At 40.0% G+C, this 16,978-nt stretch carries 17 protein-coding genes and 5 tRNA genes; 21 read left to right on the top strand and 1 reads right to left on the bottom strand.

Translation table 11 applies throughout. The features are described from left to right. Positions 1–234: 234 nt before the first annotated feature. The gene (locus WKF66_RS17585; RefSeq protein ID WP_489675798.1) at positions 235–471 is read left to right on the top strand and encodes a hypothetical protein; all 237 of its coding nucleotides are present in this window, start codon (positions 235–237) and stop codon (positions 469–471) included. Here WKF66_RS17585 and WKF66_RS17580 read toward each other — a convergent pair. Further along, positions 468–2,219: a bifunctional lysophospholipid acyltransferase family protein/GNAT family N-acetyltransferase gene (locus tag WKF66_RS17580; RefSeq protein ID WP_489676155.1), complete on the bottom strand. Its 1,752-nt coding sequence runs from the start codon at positions 2,217–2,219 to the stop codon at positions 468–470. The genes WKF66_RS17585 and WKF66_RS17580 overlap by 4 nt on opposite strands. A 79-nt stretch (positions 2,220–2,298) precedes the next feature. On the opposite strand from WKF66_RS17580, the gene WKF66_RS17575 reads away from it, so the two are divergent. The 20 genes from WKF66_RS17575 (at position 2,299) to rpoB (ending at position 16,966) form a co-directional block, all read left to right on the top strand. Beyond that, positions 2,299–3,273: a ComEA family DNA-binding protein gene (locus tag WKF66_RS17575; RefSeq protein WP_489675797.1), complete on the top strand. Its 975-nt coding sequence runs from the start codon at positions 2,299–2,301 to the stop codon at positions 3,271–3,273. A gap of 1 nt (position 3,274) precedes the next feature. Further along, the gene (locus WKF66_RS17570) at positions 3,275–3,802 is read left to right on the top strand and encodes an adenine phosphoribosyltransferase (protein ID WP_489675796.1); all 528 of its coding nucleotides are present in this window, start codon (positions 3,275–3,277) and stop codon (positions 3,800–3,802) included. 60 nt (positions 3,803–3,862) lie between these two features. After that, the gene (locus tag WKF66_RS17565; protein WP_489675795.1) at positions 3,863–4,597 is read left to right on the top strand and encodes a LuxR C-terminal-related transcriptional regulator; all 735 of its coding nucleotides are present in this window, start codon (positions 3,863–3,865) and stop codon (positions 4,595–4,597) included. 251 nt (positions 4,598–4,848) lie between these two features. After that, positions 4,849–6,021, top strand: coding sequence for an acyl-CoA dehydrogenase (locus tag WKF66_RS17560; protein WP_489675794.1), 1,173 nt, complete (start codon positions 4,849–4,851; stop codon positions 6,019–6,021). Between the two features lie 363 nt (positions 6,022–6,384). Then, a complete protein-coding gene (gene rpsU, locus WKF66_RS17555) occupies positions 6,385–6,579 on the top strand; it encodes a 30S ribosomal protein S21 (RefSeq protein WP_489675793.1) in 195 nt (64 codons plus the stop codon). Positions 6,580–6,700: 121 nt separating this feature from the next. Then, positions 6,701–7,588, top strand: a complete 888-nt coding sequence (locus tag WKF66_RS17550; RefSeq protein WP_489675792.1) for a tyrosine-type recombinase/integrase — start codon at positions 6,701–6,703, stop codon at positions 7,586–7,588. Positions 7,589–7,602: 14 nt separating this feature from the next. Continuing rightward, positions 7,603–7,950: a ribosome hibernation-promoting factor, HPF/YfiA family gene (hpf, locus tag WKF66_RS17545; RefSeq protein WP_489675791.1), complete on the top strand. Its 348-nt coding sequence runs from the start codon at positions 7,603–7,605 to the stop codon at positions 7,948–7,950. A gap of 209 nt (positions 7,951–8,159) precedes the next feature. Continuing rightward, positions 8,160–8,232, top strand: a tRNA-Thr gene (locus WKF66_RS17540). Positions 8,233–8,241: 9 nt separating this feature from the next. After that, positions 8,242–8,324: transfer RNA gene (locus WKF66_RS17535), tRNA-Tyr, on the top strand. A gap of 10 nt (positions 8,325–8,334) precedes the next feature. Beyond that, positions 8,335–8,407, top strand: a tRNA-Gly gene (locus tag WKF66_RS17530). Between the two features lie 54 nt (positions 8,408–8,461). Further along, positions 8,462–8,533: transfer RNA gene (locus WKF66_RS17525), tRNA-Thr, on the top strand. Between the two features lie 124 nt (positions 8,534–8,657). Beyond that, positions 8,658–9,845: an elongation factor Tu gene (tuf, locus tag WKF66_RS17520; protein WP_489675790.1), complete on the top strand. Its 1,188-nt coding sequence runs from the start codon at positions 8,658–8,660 to the stop codon at positions 9,843–9,845. A gap of 123 nt (positions 9,846–9,968) precedes the next feature. Continuing rightward, positions 9,969–10,039 (top strand) — tRNA-Trp (locus tag WKF66_RS17515). A gap of 13 nt (positions 10,040–10,052) precedes the next feature. Then, positions 10,053–10,250, top strand: coding sequence for a preprotein translocase subunit SecE (gene secE / locus WKF66_RS17510; protein WP_489675789.1), 198 nt, complete (start codon positions 10,053–10,055; stop codon positions 10,248–10,250). A 9-nt stretch (positions 10,251–10,259) separates the two neighbouring features. Beyond that, positions 10,260–10,802 (top strand): transcription termination/antitermination protein NusG, encoded by a 543-nt coding sequence (gene nusG / locus WKF66_RS17505; RefSeq protein ID WP_489675788.1) that lies wholly within the window; start codon positions 10,260–10,262, stop codon positions 10,800–10,802. A gap of 71 nt (positions 10,803–10,873) precedes the next feature. Next, complete coding sequence (gene rplK / locus WKF66_RS17500) at positions 10,874–11,317, top strand: 50S ribosomal protein L11 (protein ID WP_037443979.1); 444 nt, start codon at positions 10,874–10,876, stop codon at positions 11,315–11,317. 23 nt (positions 11,318–11,340) lie between these two features. Next, a complete protein-coding gene (gene rplA / locus WKF66_RS17495; protein WP_489675787.1) occupies positions 11,341–12,039 on the top strand; it encodes a 50S ribosomal protein L1 in 699 nt (232 codons plus the stop codon). A gap of 5 nt (positions 12,040–12,044) precedes the next feature. Continuing rightward, positions 12,045–12,566: a 50S ribosomal protein L10 gene (gene rplJ, locus WKF66_RS17490; RefSeq protein ID WP_489675786.1), complete on the top strand. Its 522-nt coding sequence runs from the start codon at positions 12,045–12,047 to the stop codon at positions 12,564–12,566. Between the two features lie 66 nt (positions 12,567–12,632). Continuing rightward, the gene (gene rplL / locus WKF66_RS17485) at positions 12,633–13,007 is read left to right on the top strand and encodes a 50S ribosomal protein L7/L12 (RefSeq protein ID WP_489675784.1); all 375 of its coding nucleotides are present in this window, start codon (positions 12,633–12,635) and stop codon (positions 13,005–13,007) included. 155 nt (positions 13,008–13,162) lie between these two features. After that, complete coding sequence (gene rpoB, locus WKF66_RS17480) at positions 13,163–16,966, top strand: DNA-directed RNA polymerase subunit beta (protein ID WP_489675783.1); 3,804 nt, start codon at positions 13,163–13,165, stop codon at positions 16,964–16,966. Positions 16,967–16,978: the final 12 nt, after the last annotated feature.

Below are 16,978 nucleotides of genomic sequence, written 5' to 3'. Positions count from 1 at the left end.
AGTTTTGCTCCTATTAAACTAATAAGGTAACTGATACTTAACAGGTTCTTAATAGTCCAACTTTACATTTGTGTCATAGATACCTGGTTAGTATTTATAAGTTCGGTTTAGTTGATAATGAAAGGCCCTAATGGATGTTAGGGCTTTTTTAATTTTCTAACTGTTAACATCACGACAAGTCCTTAACATAATGATAATGTATGAATAACATAGAATTAACATACTTTTGCGATTATGAATAAGAAGAAACGTAAGGCAATTAAAGAGGCTTCTAAAAAGGCTGCCATTCAGGAGATCACAAGAACGGTTGTTGATCAGTTAAATACCATTACTACAGAACTTGGTCATGATTCAAAGAAACTTAAAAAGGAGATAGAGAAGCGTGCGGCACAGTTAGCTAAAAAGGTAGTTAAGAAGCTGAAACCAGTTAAGCCAACTACTGACGAAGAACCAGCTCCGGCACAGGCCTAAAGATTCTTACCTATACGTTCCAACATTTCAGCCGGGATATTCTGCGCATCTACCAGTAAAAACCCATCCAAACAATCTGAAAACTTAGGATCTATATTGAAACATATGATCTTCGCATTTAAGTTCATGTACTGCCTTAACAATACCGGGATCTTGATATGTGAATTCTCTATATCAGAGATCAAACTATCAAGATCTTTCAATGAATCACTCGTCTCCACCAATAAATCCTTGTCTATCCCAGACAGATCGGCTTTGAACTTGTTCTTAGGTTTTATAAAATGAGCAAGTTCGTAATCAAAATGGTTCTTTGTGATGTAATTAACAATGAGCGATTTAGAAAGCTTAGAGAAGTTATTACTGATACTTACTGGTCCAAACATGTATCGGTATTGCGGGTTATCCAATAGATATTTTAAGATTCCTTTCCACAACAAAAAAAGCGGCAATGGTTTTTGCTGATATTCTTTGCGGATCCAGGAGCGACCCAGCTCAATTCCTTTCCTAAGTATCGGGTAAAACGGTTCTTTAATTTTGAAGAGCTCAGAAAGGTAAAACCCACGGCGACCCATGGTATCTAGTATTTCATCCCCCTTGCCAATGCGGTAAGCACCTACAATGTTTTGCAGTTCGTTATCCCAAATAAACAAATGACTGTAGTAAATGTCATAGTTATCAAGATCAATCTTTTTATTTGTGCCCTCACCAACTTCCCTAAAAGTAATTTCTCTTAGCCGTCCTATTTCCCTCAAAATATTGGGAATATGCGACGTTGGAGTGATGTAGACCTCATATTTTTTCTCAGACCATACCCTAAAGGTTTCCAATTGTGCTACTTCATCGACGATTTTACCTCGGTCGGTCTCTTCAATGATCGGCTCAGGCTTCTTCTTTATCTTGAAAAGATTGATCGGATTAAATAGTTTCTTTTCCTCATCCAGTCCAGTTCCGAGGGCATAGGTCCTCGCTCTAAGGAAGTCGAGAAGTTTATTCGTATTGTTTTTATAGGAGATCTCCTCAATGTTTATCGGCTTCCCGATCCTCACCTTTATCTTCAGCCCCTGTTTGTTCAAAAACTCTGAAGGCAGCTTAGCCGTTCTTAAAGTAGGGTGAATGAAACTCAGGATGTTGAATAACACGCCATTATTTCCATGGAAATATATAGGTACAACTGGTACTTTAGCCCTCGCAATGAGTTTTCCTACTACTGGATGCCATAGCCTATCCGTGATCTCTTGTTTGTCTAAACTAAATGTCGATACCTCGCCAGCCGGGAAAATACCTATCGGCGTTCCACTTTGAAGCAGGTCGAACGTTGCTTTCAATCCACTAATGCTTGAGGAATGCTGCACATTCTCAAAAGGATTAACAGCGACAAAAAACTCGCTTAGATTAGGGATTTTCTTTAAGATAAAGTTGACCATTACCTTTGCCTCAGGTCTGACTGTACAGAGCAACTTTACCAGTGCAAGGCCCTCAATACCCCCATAGGGATGGTTCGCAATGGCAATAAAGCCCCCTGTTTTTGGAATGTTCTTTAAATCGTCTTCATCAAAATCAATACTCACACCTATGGTTTCCAGAATTTTATCAACAAATTCCAGTCCGCTGAAATGTACATTCTGTGAAAACACTTTATTGATATCATTCAGCTTCATCATCTCCATAAGTAGCGCTGCCAGGCCGGGAACCCCCAATTTATCTATTTTGGTGGCCTTAGCGAACTCTTGAGTGGTGATGATCTTCATGTACGTGGTGTGAGAAATAGTATCCAGTTTCAAAAATAAGATTTATATTTTTAAATAACAGTAGTACATTAGTTGCTGGATGAGAAAATGGCTAAATAACTACTTCGATTTTACTAAAAGTGAGTTCAACGGACTGTTGGTTTTAGTCGTCCTTATTGCATTGGTTACCGCCGCTCCCTATGCCTATGCGCTGGTAGATAAAGAGGAATACAACGCGGAAGATGACCTGCTCGTCAAGAGACTTATCCTGTTGGATGCGAAAGAGGGAAGCGCCGATAAAATAACTTATAAATCTAATAAGACGACGGCTAAATACTCTCCTGTTAAGCACAAAGGCAGCTTTTTTAAGTTTGATCCAAATTTGATCGGTCTTGCAGATTGGATGCGCTTGGGCCTATCCGAAAAGCAGGCTGCCGCGGTTGTTAGATATGTCGCGAAAGGTGGTCGGTTCCGCCAACCGGATGACCTTAAGAAAATGTATACCATCAGTCCGCAAAAGTACCTGGAAATGTCGCCGTACGTAGTAATAACTGTACCTGCAGAACCTGAAAAACAGCGTGCTACGCAAGAAAAACTAACCCTCACAACAGCGCCAACAACAGCAACTGCCGGCTCCCTCAATTCTAGATTTACCACCTCTTATCCTAAGAAACAAACGGTCATAGTTGAGATCAATGGCGCGGATAGCGCGGGTCTTGACGAGATCCGGGGTTTCGGACCAGCCTTTGCCTTAAGGATCTTAAACTACAGAGAACGCATTGGCGGTTTTGTCAACAAAGAACAATTGATGGAGGTTTTTGGGTTAGACTCTCTAAAATTTGCTGAGATTAAAAGTCAGATCAGCGTTGATGCCAGTTCTATTCGCAAGATTAACATCAACAGTGTGACGGCCGATAACTTAAAAAACCATCCTTATCTTCGCTTCAAACAGCTAAATGCAATTGTGCAATATCGCAAACAGCATGGCAACTACACTACTGTTGCCGATCTTGCCAAAGTACTTGTGCTGCCAGCAGAAACCATTGCTCGCCTAACGCCTTATCTTACCTTTTAATATGATATCATCAAGAATCAAGCGAACTGTCCGGGATGTACAAAATTTTCCAAAACCTGGTATCATCTTCAAAGACATCACACCAATACTAAAGGATCATAAGTTATGTGCTGACATTACCAGAGAATTAATGCTTCAGGTACAACACTTGAAGATTGATGTGGTTGCTGGGATCGAAAGCAGAGGTTTTCTTTTCGGTCCACAGCTTGCACAGCTGTTAAGAGTGCCTTTCGTGCCCATTAGAAAGGCAGGTAAACTTCCCTATAAAACGATCCAGGAGTCTTATAACCTGGAATACGGCAGTGCAGTGATTGAGTGCCACGAGGATGCCCTGGTACAGGGACAGCGGGTATTGATCCACGATGACCTTCTGGCTACTGGCGGAACCGTTGTTGCGGCAACCAAGCTTATTCAACAATTGGAAGCTGAAGTGGTTGGCTATTCATTTATTATTTCTTTAGATTTTTTAAACGGCAAAGAGAGGCTTAAGTCCTATTCTGAGCAGATATTTTCATTGGCATCTTATTAACATTACGCTTTTTTAATCCAGCGCCCAGATACTCATTTTTATACTTAGATCCTTTTAGCGATGTCAAGCAAGAACTTTGGAGATTATTCGAAGAAATTCATTACCGCAGTACCAGCCGACCTGGAAAGTGAGCGGGCACAATATTTCAAAAAAACCATTCCCAGGTTTCCTGAAGAAGCCATTTATATCTATTCATTTAAAGAAAACAGAATGATCTTTGCCTGTGGATGGGAAGAAATATTAGGTTATCAGGATGATGAAATCAATATCTTAACCATCGTTAACATGTCTGCGCCTGAGTTTGCTCCCTTTTCTCAGGATCTGAACGATAAGGCGCTTCAATTCATCCAAACAAAAACTGAGAACCTTGAAGCCTATAGTTTTACCCTCGAGCTAAAGAAGATACATAAGAACGGTAGCCTTGTGCCCATCATCGTTAGGGTTAGGGTCTTCAGCTCAGAAAATGGGCAGATTGAATCCATTATAGGCCGTTTTCAAGTTAACAGAAGCCTGATATTCGGTCGGGTCATGCGCTATGCCGCATATGGACCTGAAAAGGAACAGTTCGAAGAAGATTTGAACAAGACACTTTTTAGTCACCTGGCCATCTCAAATAAAGAAAAGGAGGCACTGTCGCTTGTTGCAAAAGGATACTCGTTCAAAGAAATTGCACATGAGCTAAAGGTGTCTCACTCCGCTATTGAAAAGCGAATTATTCCTTTATACAAACGATTTGACGTCAAAAGTTTAACCCATTTGGTAAGCTTTGCGTACGATAACTTCATTCTTCCCTAGTTAACCGTCCCAATTTTTAATGGCTTGTTCCGAAAGTTATTGACTTAAAGTCTTCCCTTTGCCTAATATTTTCTGGAAAATCTTTAGGCAGATAATTAAGTTTTAAAAAAGATTCTAAGCAAATTTAATTGGCTAAAAGTCAGGCGTGGGTATTATGAACTAAATACCGTTTCGTTCTACTTTCAGGCGAATTTAGTGCTGCCCTTCTTGGCTTATAAATTGTTATAATTGACACAATTCATTGAGTAATTATGTTGGAAACTATAAATAAGTCTGAGGGGTATAACTTCAGCATCTCAGAGGATCAGCTAATGATCCGGGCAATGGTAAGGGATTTTGCGGAGAAGAGTATTCGTCCGCACGTGATGGAATGGGACGAGATTCAGCATTTTCCAACTGAAGTTTTTAAAGCGCTTGGTGCCCTTGGTTTGATGGGCGTTTTGGTACCTGAAGAATATGGTGGTTCAGGCTTGGGCTATCAGGAATATGTAGACGTTATTGTTGGTATATCGAAAGTTTGTGGCTCTATTGGCCTTTCATTGGCTGCTCATAACTCACTATGTACGGGACATATTCTGACTTTCGCAAATGAAGCTCAGAAGCAAAAGTGGCTACCTAAACTTGCCACAGCAGAGTGGATTGGTGCATGGGGCTTAACAGAAGCGAACACCGGTTCAGATGCACTGCGCATGGCGACAACAGCCGTATTAGATGGTGATGATTATATTATTAACGGCTCAAAAAACTGGATCACTCATGGAAAGAGTGGGGATGTTGCTGTAGTCATGGTGAGAACCGGTGAAAAGGGAAGTTCTAAGGGCATCTCTGCAATTGTTGTAGAACGAGGCACACCAGGGTTTTTTGCCGGTAAGAAAGAGAACAAATTAGGGATGCGCGCTTCGGAGACTACTGAAATGATCTTTGATAATTGTCGCGTACCTAAAGAGAACTTGCTAGGTCTGGAGGGTGAAGGATTTAAACAAGCAATGAAGGTCTTAGATGGGGGTCGAATTTCTATTGCGGCTCTGGCACTGGGCATTGCCAAAGGTGCTTATGAAGCTGCCTTAGCGTATGCGAAGGAAAGGCATCAGTTCGGACAACCGATTGCGAGTTTCCAAGGGATCAGCTTTAAGCTTGCTGATATGGCAACTGAGATCGAGGCTGCAGAACTACTGATCCGACAGGCTGCTGACTTAAAGAACCGTAAGTTGCCGATGACTAAAGAGTCTGCAATGGCTAAGTATTTTGCTTCAGAAGTGTCTGTTAGAGTATCAACCGAGGCCGTACAGATCTTTGGCGGTTACGGATATACAAAAGACTTCCCTGTGGAGAAATTTTATAGAGACAGTAAGTTGTGTACCATCGGAGAAGGAACTTCGGAAATCCAAAAGATCGTTATTGCAAGAGAATTGCTTAACGGATAGTCTATTTTAAACCTCAAATGTATTCGGGATAAGCTTTGGATTTGCTCGGGACTGGCTTTGGGTGCTGCTGCCGTAATCGCATGATGCTTGCACCGTGAGGCCACCTTTCTCTAGGGAAAAGGTGGCCTCACCGTGGCCTCACTGCGGCCGCATGGCGGCCTCACTCAAAGCCAGTCCCGAGGAAGAGTAGAGCAAATCCCTTTTTAAAACAATAGCCGTAATTCGGTTGTAGATGAACATACGAGCTGTTGATGAACAGCAGCGCTTCAAAGATAAACATTTCTTTAGATTAATGTTTTGATAACCAATTCAAAGCTGTATCTTTGCAATCCTAAAAACAACGAGAGGAGGTATTTTAACGTTATGATCATCATTAATATTAAAGACGGCGAATCACTTGATAAAGCCCTGAAACGTTTCAAAAAGAAATTTGAGAAAACGGGTGTATTAAGAGAACTGCGTAGTCGTCAGGCATACGAGAAAAAATCTGTTTCTCGTCGTACGGAAATTAAACATGCAGTTTACATTCAGAACATGAACCTCGAGGCTTCTGTTTAGTACTGATAAACTTCGTTATAAAAAGCGCCGCTGGAAATCCAGCGGCGCTTTTGTTTGCACTCTAATTTTGTGTTAAATTTATTTGTTGTACATTGAATATTCAAGCACGTCGATTCTACCTATGGCAATTGAACAATTTCTTACCTACCTGCAGCACGAGAAACGCTATTCCAGGCACACGGTTCAATCTTATGGAACCGATCTACTGCAATTCAAAGACTTCGCATGGCTAAAGTTTGAGACGGAGCTGAAAGACGTAAACCATCAAATGGCAAGAGAGTTCATTGTTTACCTATTAGATGAAGTAGGGGTCTCAGAAAGCTCCGTCGGGCGGAAACTATCAACTTTAAGAAGTTACTATAAGTACTGCATGCGGTCGGGGGTAATCACCGGCAACCCGGTAGCGCAGGTGAAAGCGCCAAAGGTTCCAGAGCGATTACCAGTTTTTGTGGATGACCAGAAGCTGGATGAGCTTTTGGATTCAGACGTTTTCTTTAATGACAGCTTCCCGTCGGTGAGGGATAAAATGGTAATTGAGCTTTTATTTGGTGCGGGCATCAGGCTTGCTGAGTTGTTAGGACTAAAAGATACCGACATTGATTTCTATGAAGAAAGCATCAAAGTATTAGGTAAACGAAATAAAGAACGAATTATTCCGATAACGAAAGGCCTTGTTAATCAGTTAAAAGAGTACCTGGCGCTGAAATCGCTTCAAAATTTTAATAACAAAACAAGTGTGTTATTCGTTACAGATAAAGGAGCGGATGCTTATCCTAAAATGATTTATAGGGTTGTTCAAAAATATTTGTCTTTTATCTCTACTCAGGATAAAAAGAGCCCACATGTGCTGCGACATTCTTATGCGACCAGCTTATTGAACAGGGGCGCAGATTTGAATGCCATTAAAGAGCTATTAGGACATGCGAGTCTAGCCGCAACACAAGTATATACACATAACTCAGTTGAAAGACTAAAATCAATTTATAAACAAGCCCATCCAAAGGCATAAACAAGGAGGTAAATATGAAAATTACAGTTCAATCGATCCATTTCACTGCAGACCACAAGTTGTTAGAGTTTATTCAGAAAAAAGTGGATAAGCTAGATCAGTTCTTTGACCAGATCATCAGCGGAGAAGTTTACCTTAAATTAGAGAATGTTGGTGACGAGGCAAACAAGATTAGTGAGATTAAGCTGAATATTCCAGGTGGTACCATGTTCGCCAAAGAGCAATGTAAAACATTTGAAGAGGCGACAGATCTGGCGATAGAATCGTTAAGAAAGCAGATTACTAAACATAAAGATAAGAGTAGAGCGAAAGCCAGTGAGCACAAAGCAATTGTTAACGCTGGAGAAGTAACTGATTATTAGGGTTATATTTCTAAGGTTGTTAAATAAAGGATTGGCGGGGTTACTTCCGCCAATTTTTTTTGAAAATAATTTTGTGTAGGAAGTAAATTCTTGTAGATTTGCATTCCGTTTCAGAGAGGGCGTTGCTCTAATAAAAAACGGAAATGTTCTGTGAAAGATTAATATTTATAAAAATACTTTACTTGCGATTTAAGTAATGTACAATATAAGCCTCCTTAGCTCAGCTGGTAGAGCAACTGACTTGTAATCAGTAGGTCATTGGTTCGATCCCGATAGGAGGCTCTTTTTTTTGGGGGGATACCAGAGTGGCCAAATGGGACAGACTGTAACTCTGTTGTCGCGAGACTTCGAAGGTTCGAATCCTTCTCCCCCCACTTTAAAGAAGCGAAAGTAGCTCAGTTGGTAGAGCGATAGCCTTCCAAGCTATAGGTCGCGAGTTCGAACCTCGTCTTTCGCTCATTTTGTAAAAGTGGGCAGTCGGCTATTAAGAAGTGATTGTAAGCTGAGATTAGCCGAAGTAGCTCAGCGGTAGAGCACTTCCTTGGTAAGGAAGAGGTCGTGGGTTCGAGTCCCATCTTTGGCTCAGAAAATTAAAGATGCTTTGTTAAGTCTGGTTAAACGCAGATAGAACAAGGTTTTTTGTATTGAAAATTGTATCAAAACAATAAAATTAAATAAAAAGTTAACCTACTAATAAGTATAAAAACATGGCAAAAGAAAAGTTTGACCGCAGCAAGCCGCACTTAAACATCGGCACTATCGGTCACGTTGACCACGGTAAAACAACCTTAACAGCAGCTATCACTAAAGTGTTATCTGATGCTGGTTTATCTGAGGCGCGTTCATTTGAATCGATTGACTCTGCTCCAGAGGAAAAAGAAAGAGGTATCACGATTAACACAGCTCACGTTGAGTATTCAACAGCTAACCGTCACTATGCTCACGTTGACTGTCCAGGTCACGCGGATTACGTGAAAAACATGGTTACTGGTGCTGCGCAAATGGATGGTGCGATTATCGTTGTTGCGGCTACAGATGGTCCGATGCCACAAACTCGCGAGCACATTCTATTGGCTCGTCAGGTAGGTGTTCCAACATTAGTAGTTTTCATGAACAAAGTTGACATGGTTGATGATCCTGAGTTACTAGAATTAGTAGAGATGGAGATTCGCGAATTGTTATCATTCTATGATTTCCCTGGTGATGATATCCCTGTTATTCAAGGTTCAGCTTTAGGTGGCTTGAACGGAGATCCAAAATGGGTAGGTAAAATCATGGAGTTAATGGATGCTGTAGATAGCTACATTCCAATTCCTCCACGTTTAACTGAGCTTCCATTCTTAATGCCTGTTGAAGATGTATTCTCGATCACTGGTCGTGGTACTGTTGCAACTGGTCGTATTGAGCGTGGTGTAATCAACTCTGGAGATCCTGTTGAGATCCTTGGTATGGGTGCTGAAAATCTTAAATCAACTGTAACAGGTGTTGAGATGTTCCGTAAGATCCTTGATTATGGTGAAGCTGGCGATAACGTAGGTCTATTGTTACGTGGTATTGAGAAAACTGATATCCGTCGTGGTATGGTTATCTGTAAGCCAGGTTCTGTGACTCCACATACTGATTTCAAAGCTGAGATCTATGTATTGTCAAAAGCAGAAGGTGGTCGTCACACTCCATTCTTTAACAAATACCGTCCACAATTCTATTTCCGTACCACAGATGTTACTGGTGAGATTTCACTAGCTGAAGGAACTGAAATGGTTATGCCAGGTGATAACGTTACGATCACAGTAAAATTGATCAACGCAATCGCAATGGAAAAAGGTCTTCGTTTCGCTATCCGTGAGGGTGGTAGAACAGTAGGAGCTGGTCAGGTAACTGAAATTTTAAAATAGTATTAACTACCCTTCGGGGATGTTGATGAGTTTTATAAAATAAAAGCAGAGTACTTAGGCTTTATCGGCCTGAGTACTTTGTTTTCTAAAACCGGATCTGTTTTTAGTAAAAACAAGATACACACGGGAATAGTTCAATGGTAGAATAGAGGTCTCCAAAACCTTTGATCAGGGTTCGAATCCTTGTTCCCGTGCAAAAAGATAATTATGGCTGCAGTAGTTCAATTTATTAAAGAATCGTATGAAGAAATGACCCAGAAGGTTACCTGGCCTACATGGGGAGAATTGCAAAATTCTGCGATGCTGGTTTTGGTAGCTTCATTAATCATTGCAATGGTTGTTTTTGCAATGGATAAGGGATCTACGCTGGTATTAGATACTTTTTATAAATCACTTTCAAATTAATATAGCTCAATGAACGATCAGTTAAAATGGTATGTAGTTAGGGCTGTTAGCGGAAAAGAAAAAAAAGTTAAGCAATATATCGATTCTGAAATTAGCCGTTTAGGATTCACTCATTTGGTTCCACAGGTGTTGATCCCGATGGAAAAGTATTATCAGATGAAGGATGGTAAGAAGATTGCAAAAGAACGCAACTTTTATCCTGGATATGTTTTGATTGAAGCAGTTTTAGATGGAGAATTAGAGCACATTATTAAGAATGTTAATAGTGTGATTGGCTTTTTAGGAGATAAGGGTGGTAACCCGGTTCCGATGCGCCAGGCAGAAGTTAACCGTATTCTAGGTAAAGTTGATGAGATGAGCCAACAAAGCGAAACCATGACAATTGCTTATTATGTTGGAGAGAACGTTAAAGTAATGGATGGACCGTTCAATGGTTTCACCGGCGTGATTGAAGAGGTTAACGAAGAGAAAAAGAAATTAAAAGTTATGGTTAAGATCTTCGGACGTAAAACTCCATTAGAACTTAATTACATGCAAGTAGATAAAGAGTAGAATAAAGACCTTAACTGTTACATTGCTTCCAACATTTAACATTGAGTATTACAAATTAACAAAAACAGAAAATGGCAAAAGAAGTCAGTGCACTTGTTAAATTACAAATCAAGGGCGGAGCTGCAAATCCATCGCCACCGGTAGGACCTGCGTTAGGTGCTAAAGGGGTGAACATCATGGAGTTTTGCAAACAATTCAATGCTCGTACCCAAGATAAGCCCGGTAAAGTATTACCAGTTGTAATTACTGTTTATGCTGACAAGTCTTTCGAATTCATCATCAAAACTCCTCCTGTAGCGATCCAGTTAAAGGATGCTACGAAATTAGCGAGTGGTTCTGCTGAGCCCAACCGTAAGAAAGTTGGTTCGGTGACTTGGGATCAGGTTAAGTCAATTGCTGAAGATAAGATGACTGATTTAAATGCTTTCACTATCGAATCGGCAATGAGTATGGTTGCCGGTACAGCACGCAGTATGGGAATTACCGTTAGCGGTGATGCGCCCTGGACAAATTAATTAACAAAAAACAGTTTACAACAGTGGCTAAATTAACAAAAAATCAAAAAAAGGCACATGCTAAACTAGAATCTGGTAAAACGTATTCTTTAAAGGATGCGGCTGCTTTGGTTAAAGAGATTACTACTACTAAATTTGACGCTTCGGTTGATATCGACGTTAGTTTAGGTGTAGATCCACGTAAAGCCAATCAAATGGTGCGTGGTATCGCTACTTTACCACACGGTACAGGTAAAACTGTACGTGTATTAGTTCTTTGTAATCCTGATAAGGAAGAAGAGGCTAAAGCGGCAGGAGCAGATTTCGTGGGTTTAGACGAATATGTGTCCAAGATTGAAGGTGGATGGACTGATGTTGACATTATTATCACTACTCCTGCTTGTATGGCAAAAGTAGGTAAACTGGGCCGCGTTTTAGGTCCACGTAACCTTATGCCAAACCCTAAATCAGCTACTGTAACCAACGATGTTGGTAAAGCAGTAACTGATGTAAAAGGCGGAAAGATCGATTTTAAAGTTGACAAAAGTGGTATTATCCATGCTTCAGTAGGAAAAGTATCATTCCCTGCAGACAAGATATATGAAAACGCTTTAGAAGTACTTCAAGTAATTTCTAAGCTGAAACCATCTGCTGCAAAAGGAACTTATTTTAAGAGCATTCACGTTTCTTCAACAATGAGTCCTGGAATTGCAATCGAAGCTAAATCAGTAACGGGTATTTAATTATTATGAACAGAGAAGAAAAACACGAACTAGTTTCAGCTCTTCAAGAGAAAATGCAAGAGTTTGGCAATTTTTATATTGCTGATACCTCAAGCTTATCTGTTGCTAAGATTAATAATATCCGTCGCAAATGTTTCGAAAGCGGGATTGAGATGCAGGTTGCTAAAAATTCATTGATCAAAAAAGCGATTGAAGGATTGGAAGGTGATTCATCAGAGATCTATGCAGCCCTTAAAGGTCAGTCAGCAATTTTATTCTCGACATCAGGTAACGCTCCGGCGAAACTGATTAAAGCGTTGAGAAAGGGATCTGATAAACCAGTACTTAAGGCAGCGTATATTGATTCGTCAATATATGTTGGTGATAACCATTTAGATGCATTAGTTACTCTTAAAACAAGAGAAGAGCTAGTTGGAGATATTATTGGCTTATTACAATCGCCAGCTAAAAACGTTATTTCAGCGTTGAAGTCAAGCGGTAGCAAAATTGCAGGAATTGTTAAAACTCTACAAGAGAGAGAAGGTTAAGGAAACGCCTTATAAGTTTCATATTTAAATAATTATTTTTTACGTAAATTTTTAAAAATCTATAAAATGGCAGATTTAAAAGCGTTTGCTGAGCAATTGGTAAACTTGACAGTTAAAGAAGTTAACGAATTAGCTCAAATCTTAAAAGACGAGTATGGTATTGAACCAGCTGCTGCTGCAGCTGCTGTTGCAGGCCCTGCTGCTGATGCTGCTCCTGCAGTTGAAGAAAAAACTACTTTTGATGTAATATTGAAAGAAGCTGGCGGTGCTAAATTAGCAGTTGTTAAATTGGTAAAAGACCTAACTGGTTTAGGTTTGAAAGAAGCAAAAGATCTAGTTGATGGTGCACCTAAAGAATTAAAAACTGGTGTTACTAAAGACGAAGCTGAAGCTCTGAAAAAACAATTAGAAGAAGCTGGAGCTGTAGTTGAAGTTAAGTAATCACTTAATTTCCCAACAACTTTAATCAATAGACTCCGGCTATATAGTCGGAGTCTATACCTGTTTAAAAACTTTTCATCTTGTTTGGTTGATGAAATTGTTTAACGGCTAACCAAACAAATAGTTTATTCTTAAAGTAAATTAACTTTAGTCCATTGGCAAATAAAGTCGACCAAAGAGTAAATTTTGCACGAAGTAAGCATATCATAGATTATCCAGATTTTCTAGATGTGCAGTTGCAATCATTCAGAGAGTTTTTTCAGATAGAAACTACGTCCGACAACCGTCACACAGAGGGTTTGTTTAAAGTTTTTGCTGAGAATTTCCCAATCACTGATTCCAGGAACATTTTCGTTTTGGAATTCCTTGATTATTTTATTGATCCACCGCGTTATGATATACCTGAGTGTATTGACCGTGGATTGACTTATAGTGTTCCGTTGAAAGCTAAACTTAAGCTTTCTTGTAATGATGCGGAGCACGAAGATTTTGAAACCATCATTCAAGATGTGTATTTAGGAACCATACCTTATATGACTCCTAAGGGTACGTTTGTAATTAACGGTGCAGAGCGTGTTATTGTTTCACAATTACACAGGTCTCCAGGTGTGTTCTTCGGTCAAAGCCGTCACACGAATGGAACTAAGCTTTATTCTGCGCGTGTTATTCCTTTTAAAGGATCTTGGATCGAGTTTGCGACTGATGTGAATAACGTCATGTATGCTTATATTGATCGTAAGAAAAAATTCCCGGTTACCACATTATTGCGTGCTATTGGTTATGATTCTGATAAAGACATTCTTGAGTTGTTTGATCTTGCCGATGAGGTTAAGGTTAGCAAATCTGGTTTGAAGAAATTTATCGGCCGTAAGCTTGCTGCAAGGGTTCTAAGAAAATGGACTGAAGATTTCGTCGATGAAGATACTGGTGAAGTAGTTTCTATCGATCGTAACGAAGTGATCTTAGACAGGGATACCGTTTTAGAAGATGACCACATTGATATGATCATTGATGCTGGCGTTAAAACGATCATCTTGTCAAAAGATGATGGTGCTAGTCAGGCTGATTATACTATTATATATAATACATTACAGAAAGATACTTCAAACTCTGAAAAAGAGGCTGTTGAAAACATCTATCGTGCTTTGCGTAACGCAGAACCACCTGATGAAGAAACTGCAAGAGGTATCATTGAGCGTTTGTTCTTCTCGGATAAACGGTATGACTTAGGTGATGTGGGTAGATACCGGATCAACCGTAAGTTGAAAATGGATACCCCTGATCACGTAAAGGTGTTGACAAAAGCAGATATTATTGCAATTGTTAAATATCTGATCAAACTGATCAACTCTAAAGAAGAAGTGGATGATATTGATCACTTGTCGAATCGTCGTGTTCGTACAGTAGGTGAGCAATTGTACGCTCAATTTGGTGTTGGTTTGGCTCGTATGGCACGTACTATTCGTGAGCGTATGAACATTCGTGACAATGAGGTATTTACTCCGACTGACTTGATTAATGCCCGTACTTTATCGTCGGTTATTAATTCATTCTTTGGTACAAACCAGTTGTCTCAGTTTATGGATCAAACGAATCCATTGGCAGAGATTACTCACAAACGCCGTCTATCGGCCCTAGGCCCAGGTGGTCTATCGCGTGAAAGAGCAGGATTTGAGGTACGTGACGTTCACTATACTCACTACGGTCGTTTATGTACTATTGAGACACCAGAGGGACCAAACATTGGTTTGATATCTTCGCTATGTGTACATGCTAAGATCAACAACTTAGGTTTCATCGAAACACCTTACAAAAAGGTTGATAACGGTGTAGTTTCTGTTGACGAGCCAGTAATATACTTATCTGCTGAAGACGAGGATGGAAAAACAATTGCTCAGGCAAACGCTGAGTATGATGATAAAGGTAATTTCACTACTACACGTGTTAAGGCACGTTATGAGGGTGACTTCCCGATTATTGAGCCTGAGAAATTAGACTTAATGGACGTGGCGCCTAATCAGATTACTTCGATTGCTGCTTCATTGATTCCGTTCCTGGAGCATGATGATGCGAACAGAGCCTTGATGGGATCAAACATGCAACGTCAGGCGGTGCCTTTGTTGCGTCCGGAAGCTCCGATTGTTGGTACAGGTTTGGAAGGTCGCGTTGCTCGTGACTCAAGAACTTTGATCAATGCCGAAGGTGATGGTGTGGTTGAGTACGTTGATGCAAATGAAATTACTATTAAATATGTGAGAAACGACGGCGATCGTTTAGTTTCTTTCGAAGGTGATAGCAAAACTTACAGACTGATCAAGTTCAAAAAAACCAACCAGAATACTTGTATCAACTTGAAGCCAATCGTTAAGAAAGGTCAGAAAGTTGTTAAAGGACAAGTACTATGTGAAGGTTATGCAACTGAAAACGGTGAGTTGGCATTAGGAAGAAACTTAAAAGTTGCTTTCATGCCTTGGCAAGGATATAACTTTGAGGATGCGATCGTAATTAACGAGCGTATTGTTAGAGAAGATATCTTTACTTCATTGCACATTGAAGAGTTTGAATTAGAAGTGCGTGATACAAAACGTGGAGAAGAGGAATTAACACCAGATATCCCTAACGTTTCTGAAGAAGCTACTAAAGATTTGGATGAGAACGGTATCATCCGTGTAGGTGCTGAAGTTAAAGAAGGAGATATCCTTATCGGTAAGATCACACCTAAAGGTGAGTCTGATCCTTCACCGGAAGAGAAATTACTACGTGCGATTTTTGGAGATAAAGCAGGAGATGTTAAAGATGCATCTTTGAAAACACCTCCATCTATCAAAGGTGTGGTAATTGATACGAAGTTGTTCTCAAGAGCTAAGAAAACTACTAAAGCGGAAGAGAAATCTGCGATAGAGAAATTAGATAAGAGATACGATCTTGCTACTACAAATCTTAAAAACGAACTGGTAGATAAATTATTCCAGATTGTAAACGGTAAAACATCACAAGGTGTATTCAATGTTTATAAGGAATTGTTGTTCCCTAAAGGAGCGAAGTTTACTCAAAAAAGTCTACAGGATTTAGAATATACCCACATCAATCCATACAAATGGACAACTGATGACGATAAGAATGATCAGATTAAATTATTGCTTCACAACTATGGTATTCGTGTAAACGAAGAACTAGGTGCTTACAAGCGTGATAAATTTGCAATTTCTGTTGGTGATGAACTGCCTTCTGGTATCGTTCAAATGGCGAAAGTTTATGTAGCTAAGAAACGTAAATTAAAAGTAGGTGATAAGATGGCGGGTCGTCACGGTAATAAGGGTATTGTTGCCCGTATCGTTCGTGATGAAGATATGCCGTTCTTGGAAGATGGAACTCCGGTTGATATCGTGTTGAACCCACTGGGTGTACCTTCACGTATGAACCTTGGACAGATCTACGAAACTGTATTGGCATGGGCCGGTAAAGAATTGGGGGTTAAATTTGCAACTCCAATCTTTGATGGTGCTAAGCATGATGAAGTGGAAGAATGGATCGCCAAAGCAGGATTACCAGCTTCTGGAAGAACTTATTTGAACAACGGTTTAACAGGTGAGAAATTCGATCAGCCAACAACAGTAGGTATAATCTACATGCTGAAACTTGGACACATGGTTGACGATAAGATGCACGCTCGTTCAATCGGACCATACTCGTTAATTACACAACAGCCATTGGGTGGTAAAGCTCAGTTTGGTGGTCAGCGTTTTGGTGAGATGGAGGTTTGGGCATTGGAAGCATTTGGTGCTGCCAATATTCTACAAGAGATATTAACTGTGAAATCAGATGATGTTATCGGTAGAGCCAAAACTTACGAAGCTATCGTGAAAGGTGAGAACCTACCGACTCCAGGTGTACCAGAATCATTCAATGTATTGGTACATGAGCTGCGCGGATTAGGTTTGGATATTACGTTAGACTAAACACAAAAGAGC

The sequence above is a fragment of the Pedobacter sp. genome (assembly GCF_037719805.1).
Taxonomy (GTDB): Bacteria; Bacteroidota; Bacteroidia; order Sphingobacteriales; family Sphingobacteriaceae; genus Pedobacter.
The sequence above is the reverse complement of the archived record's forward strand: the minus strand, read 5'-3'. Positions and strand labels throughout refer to the sequence as shown.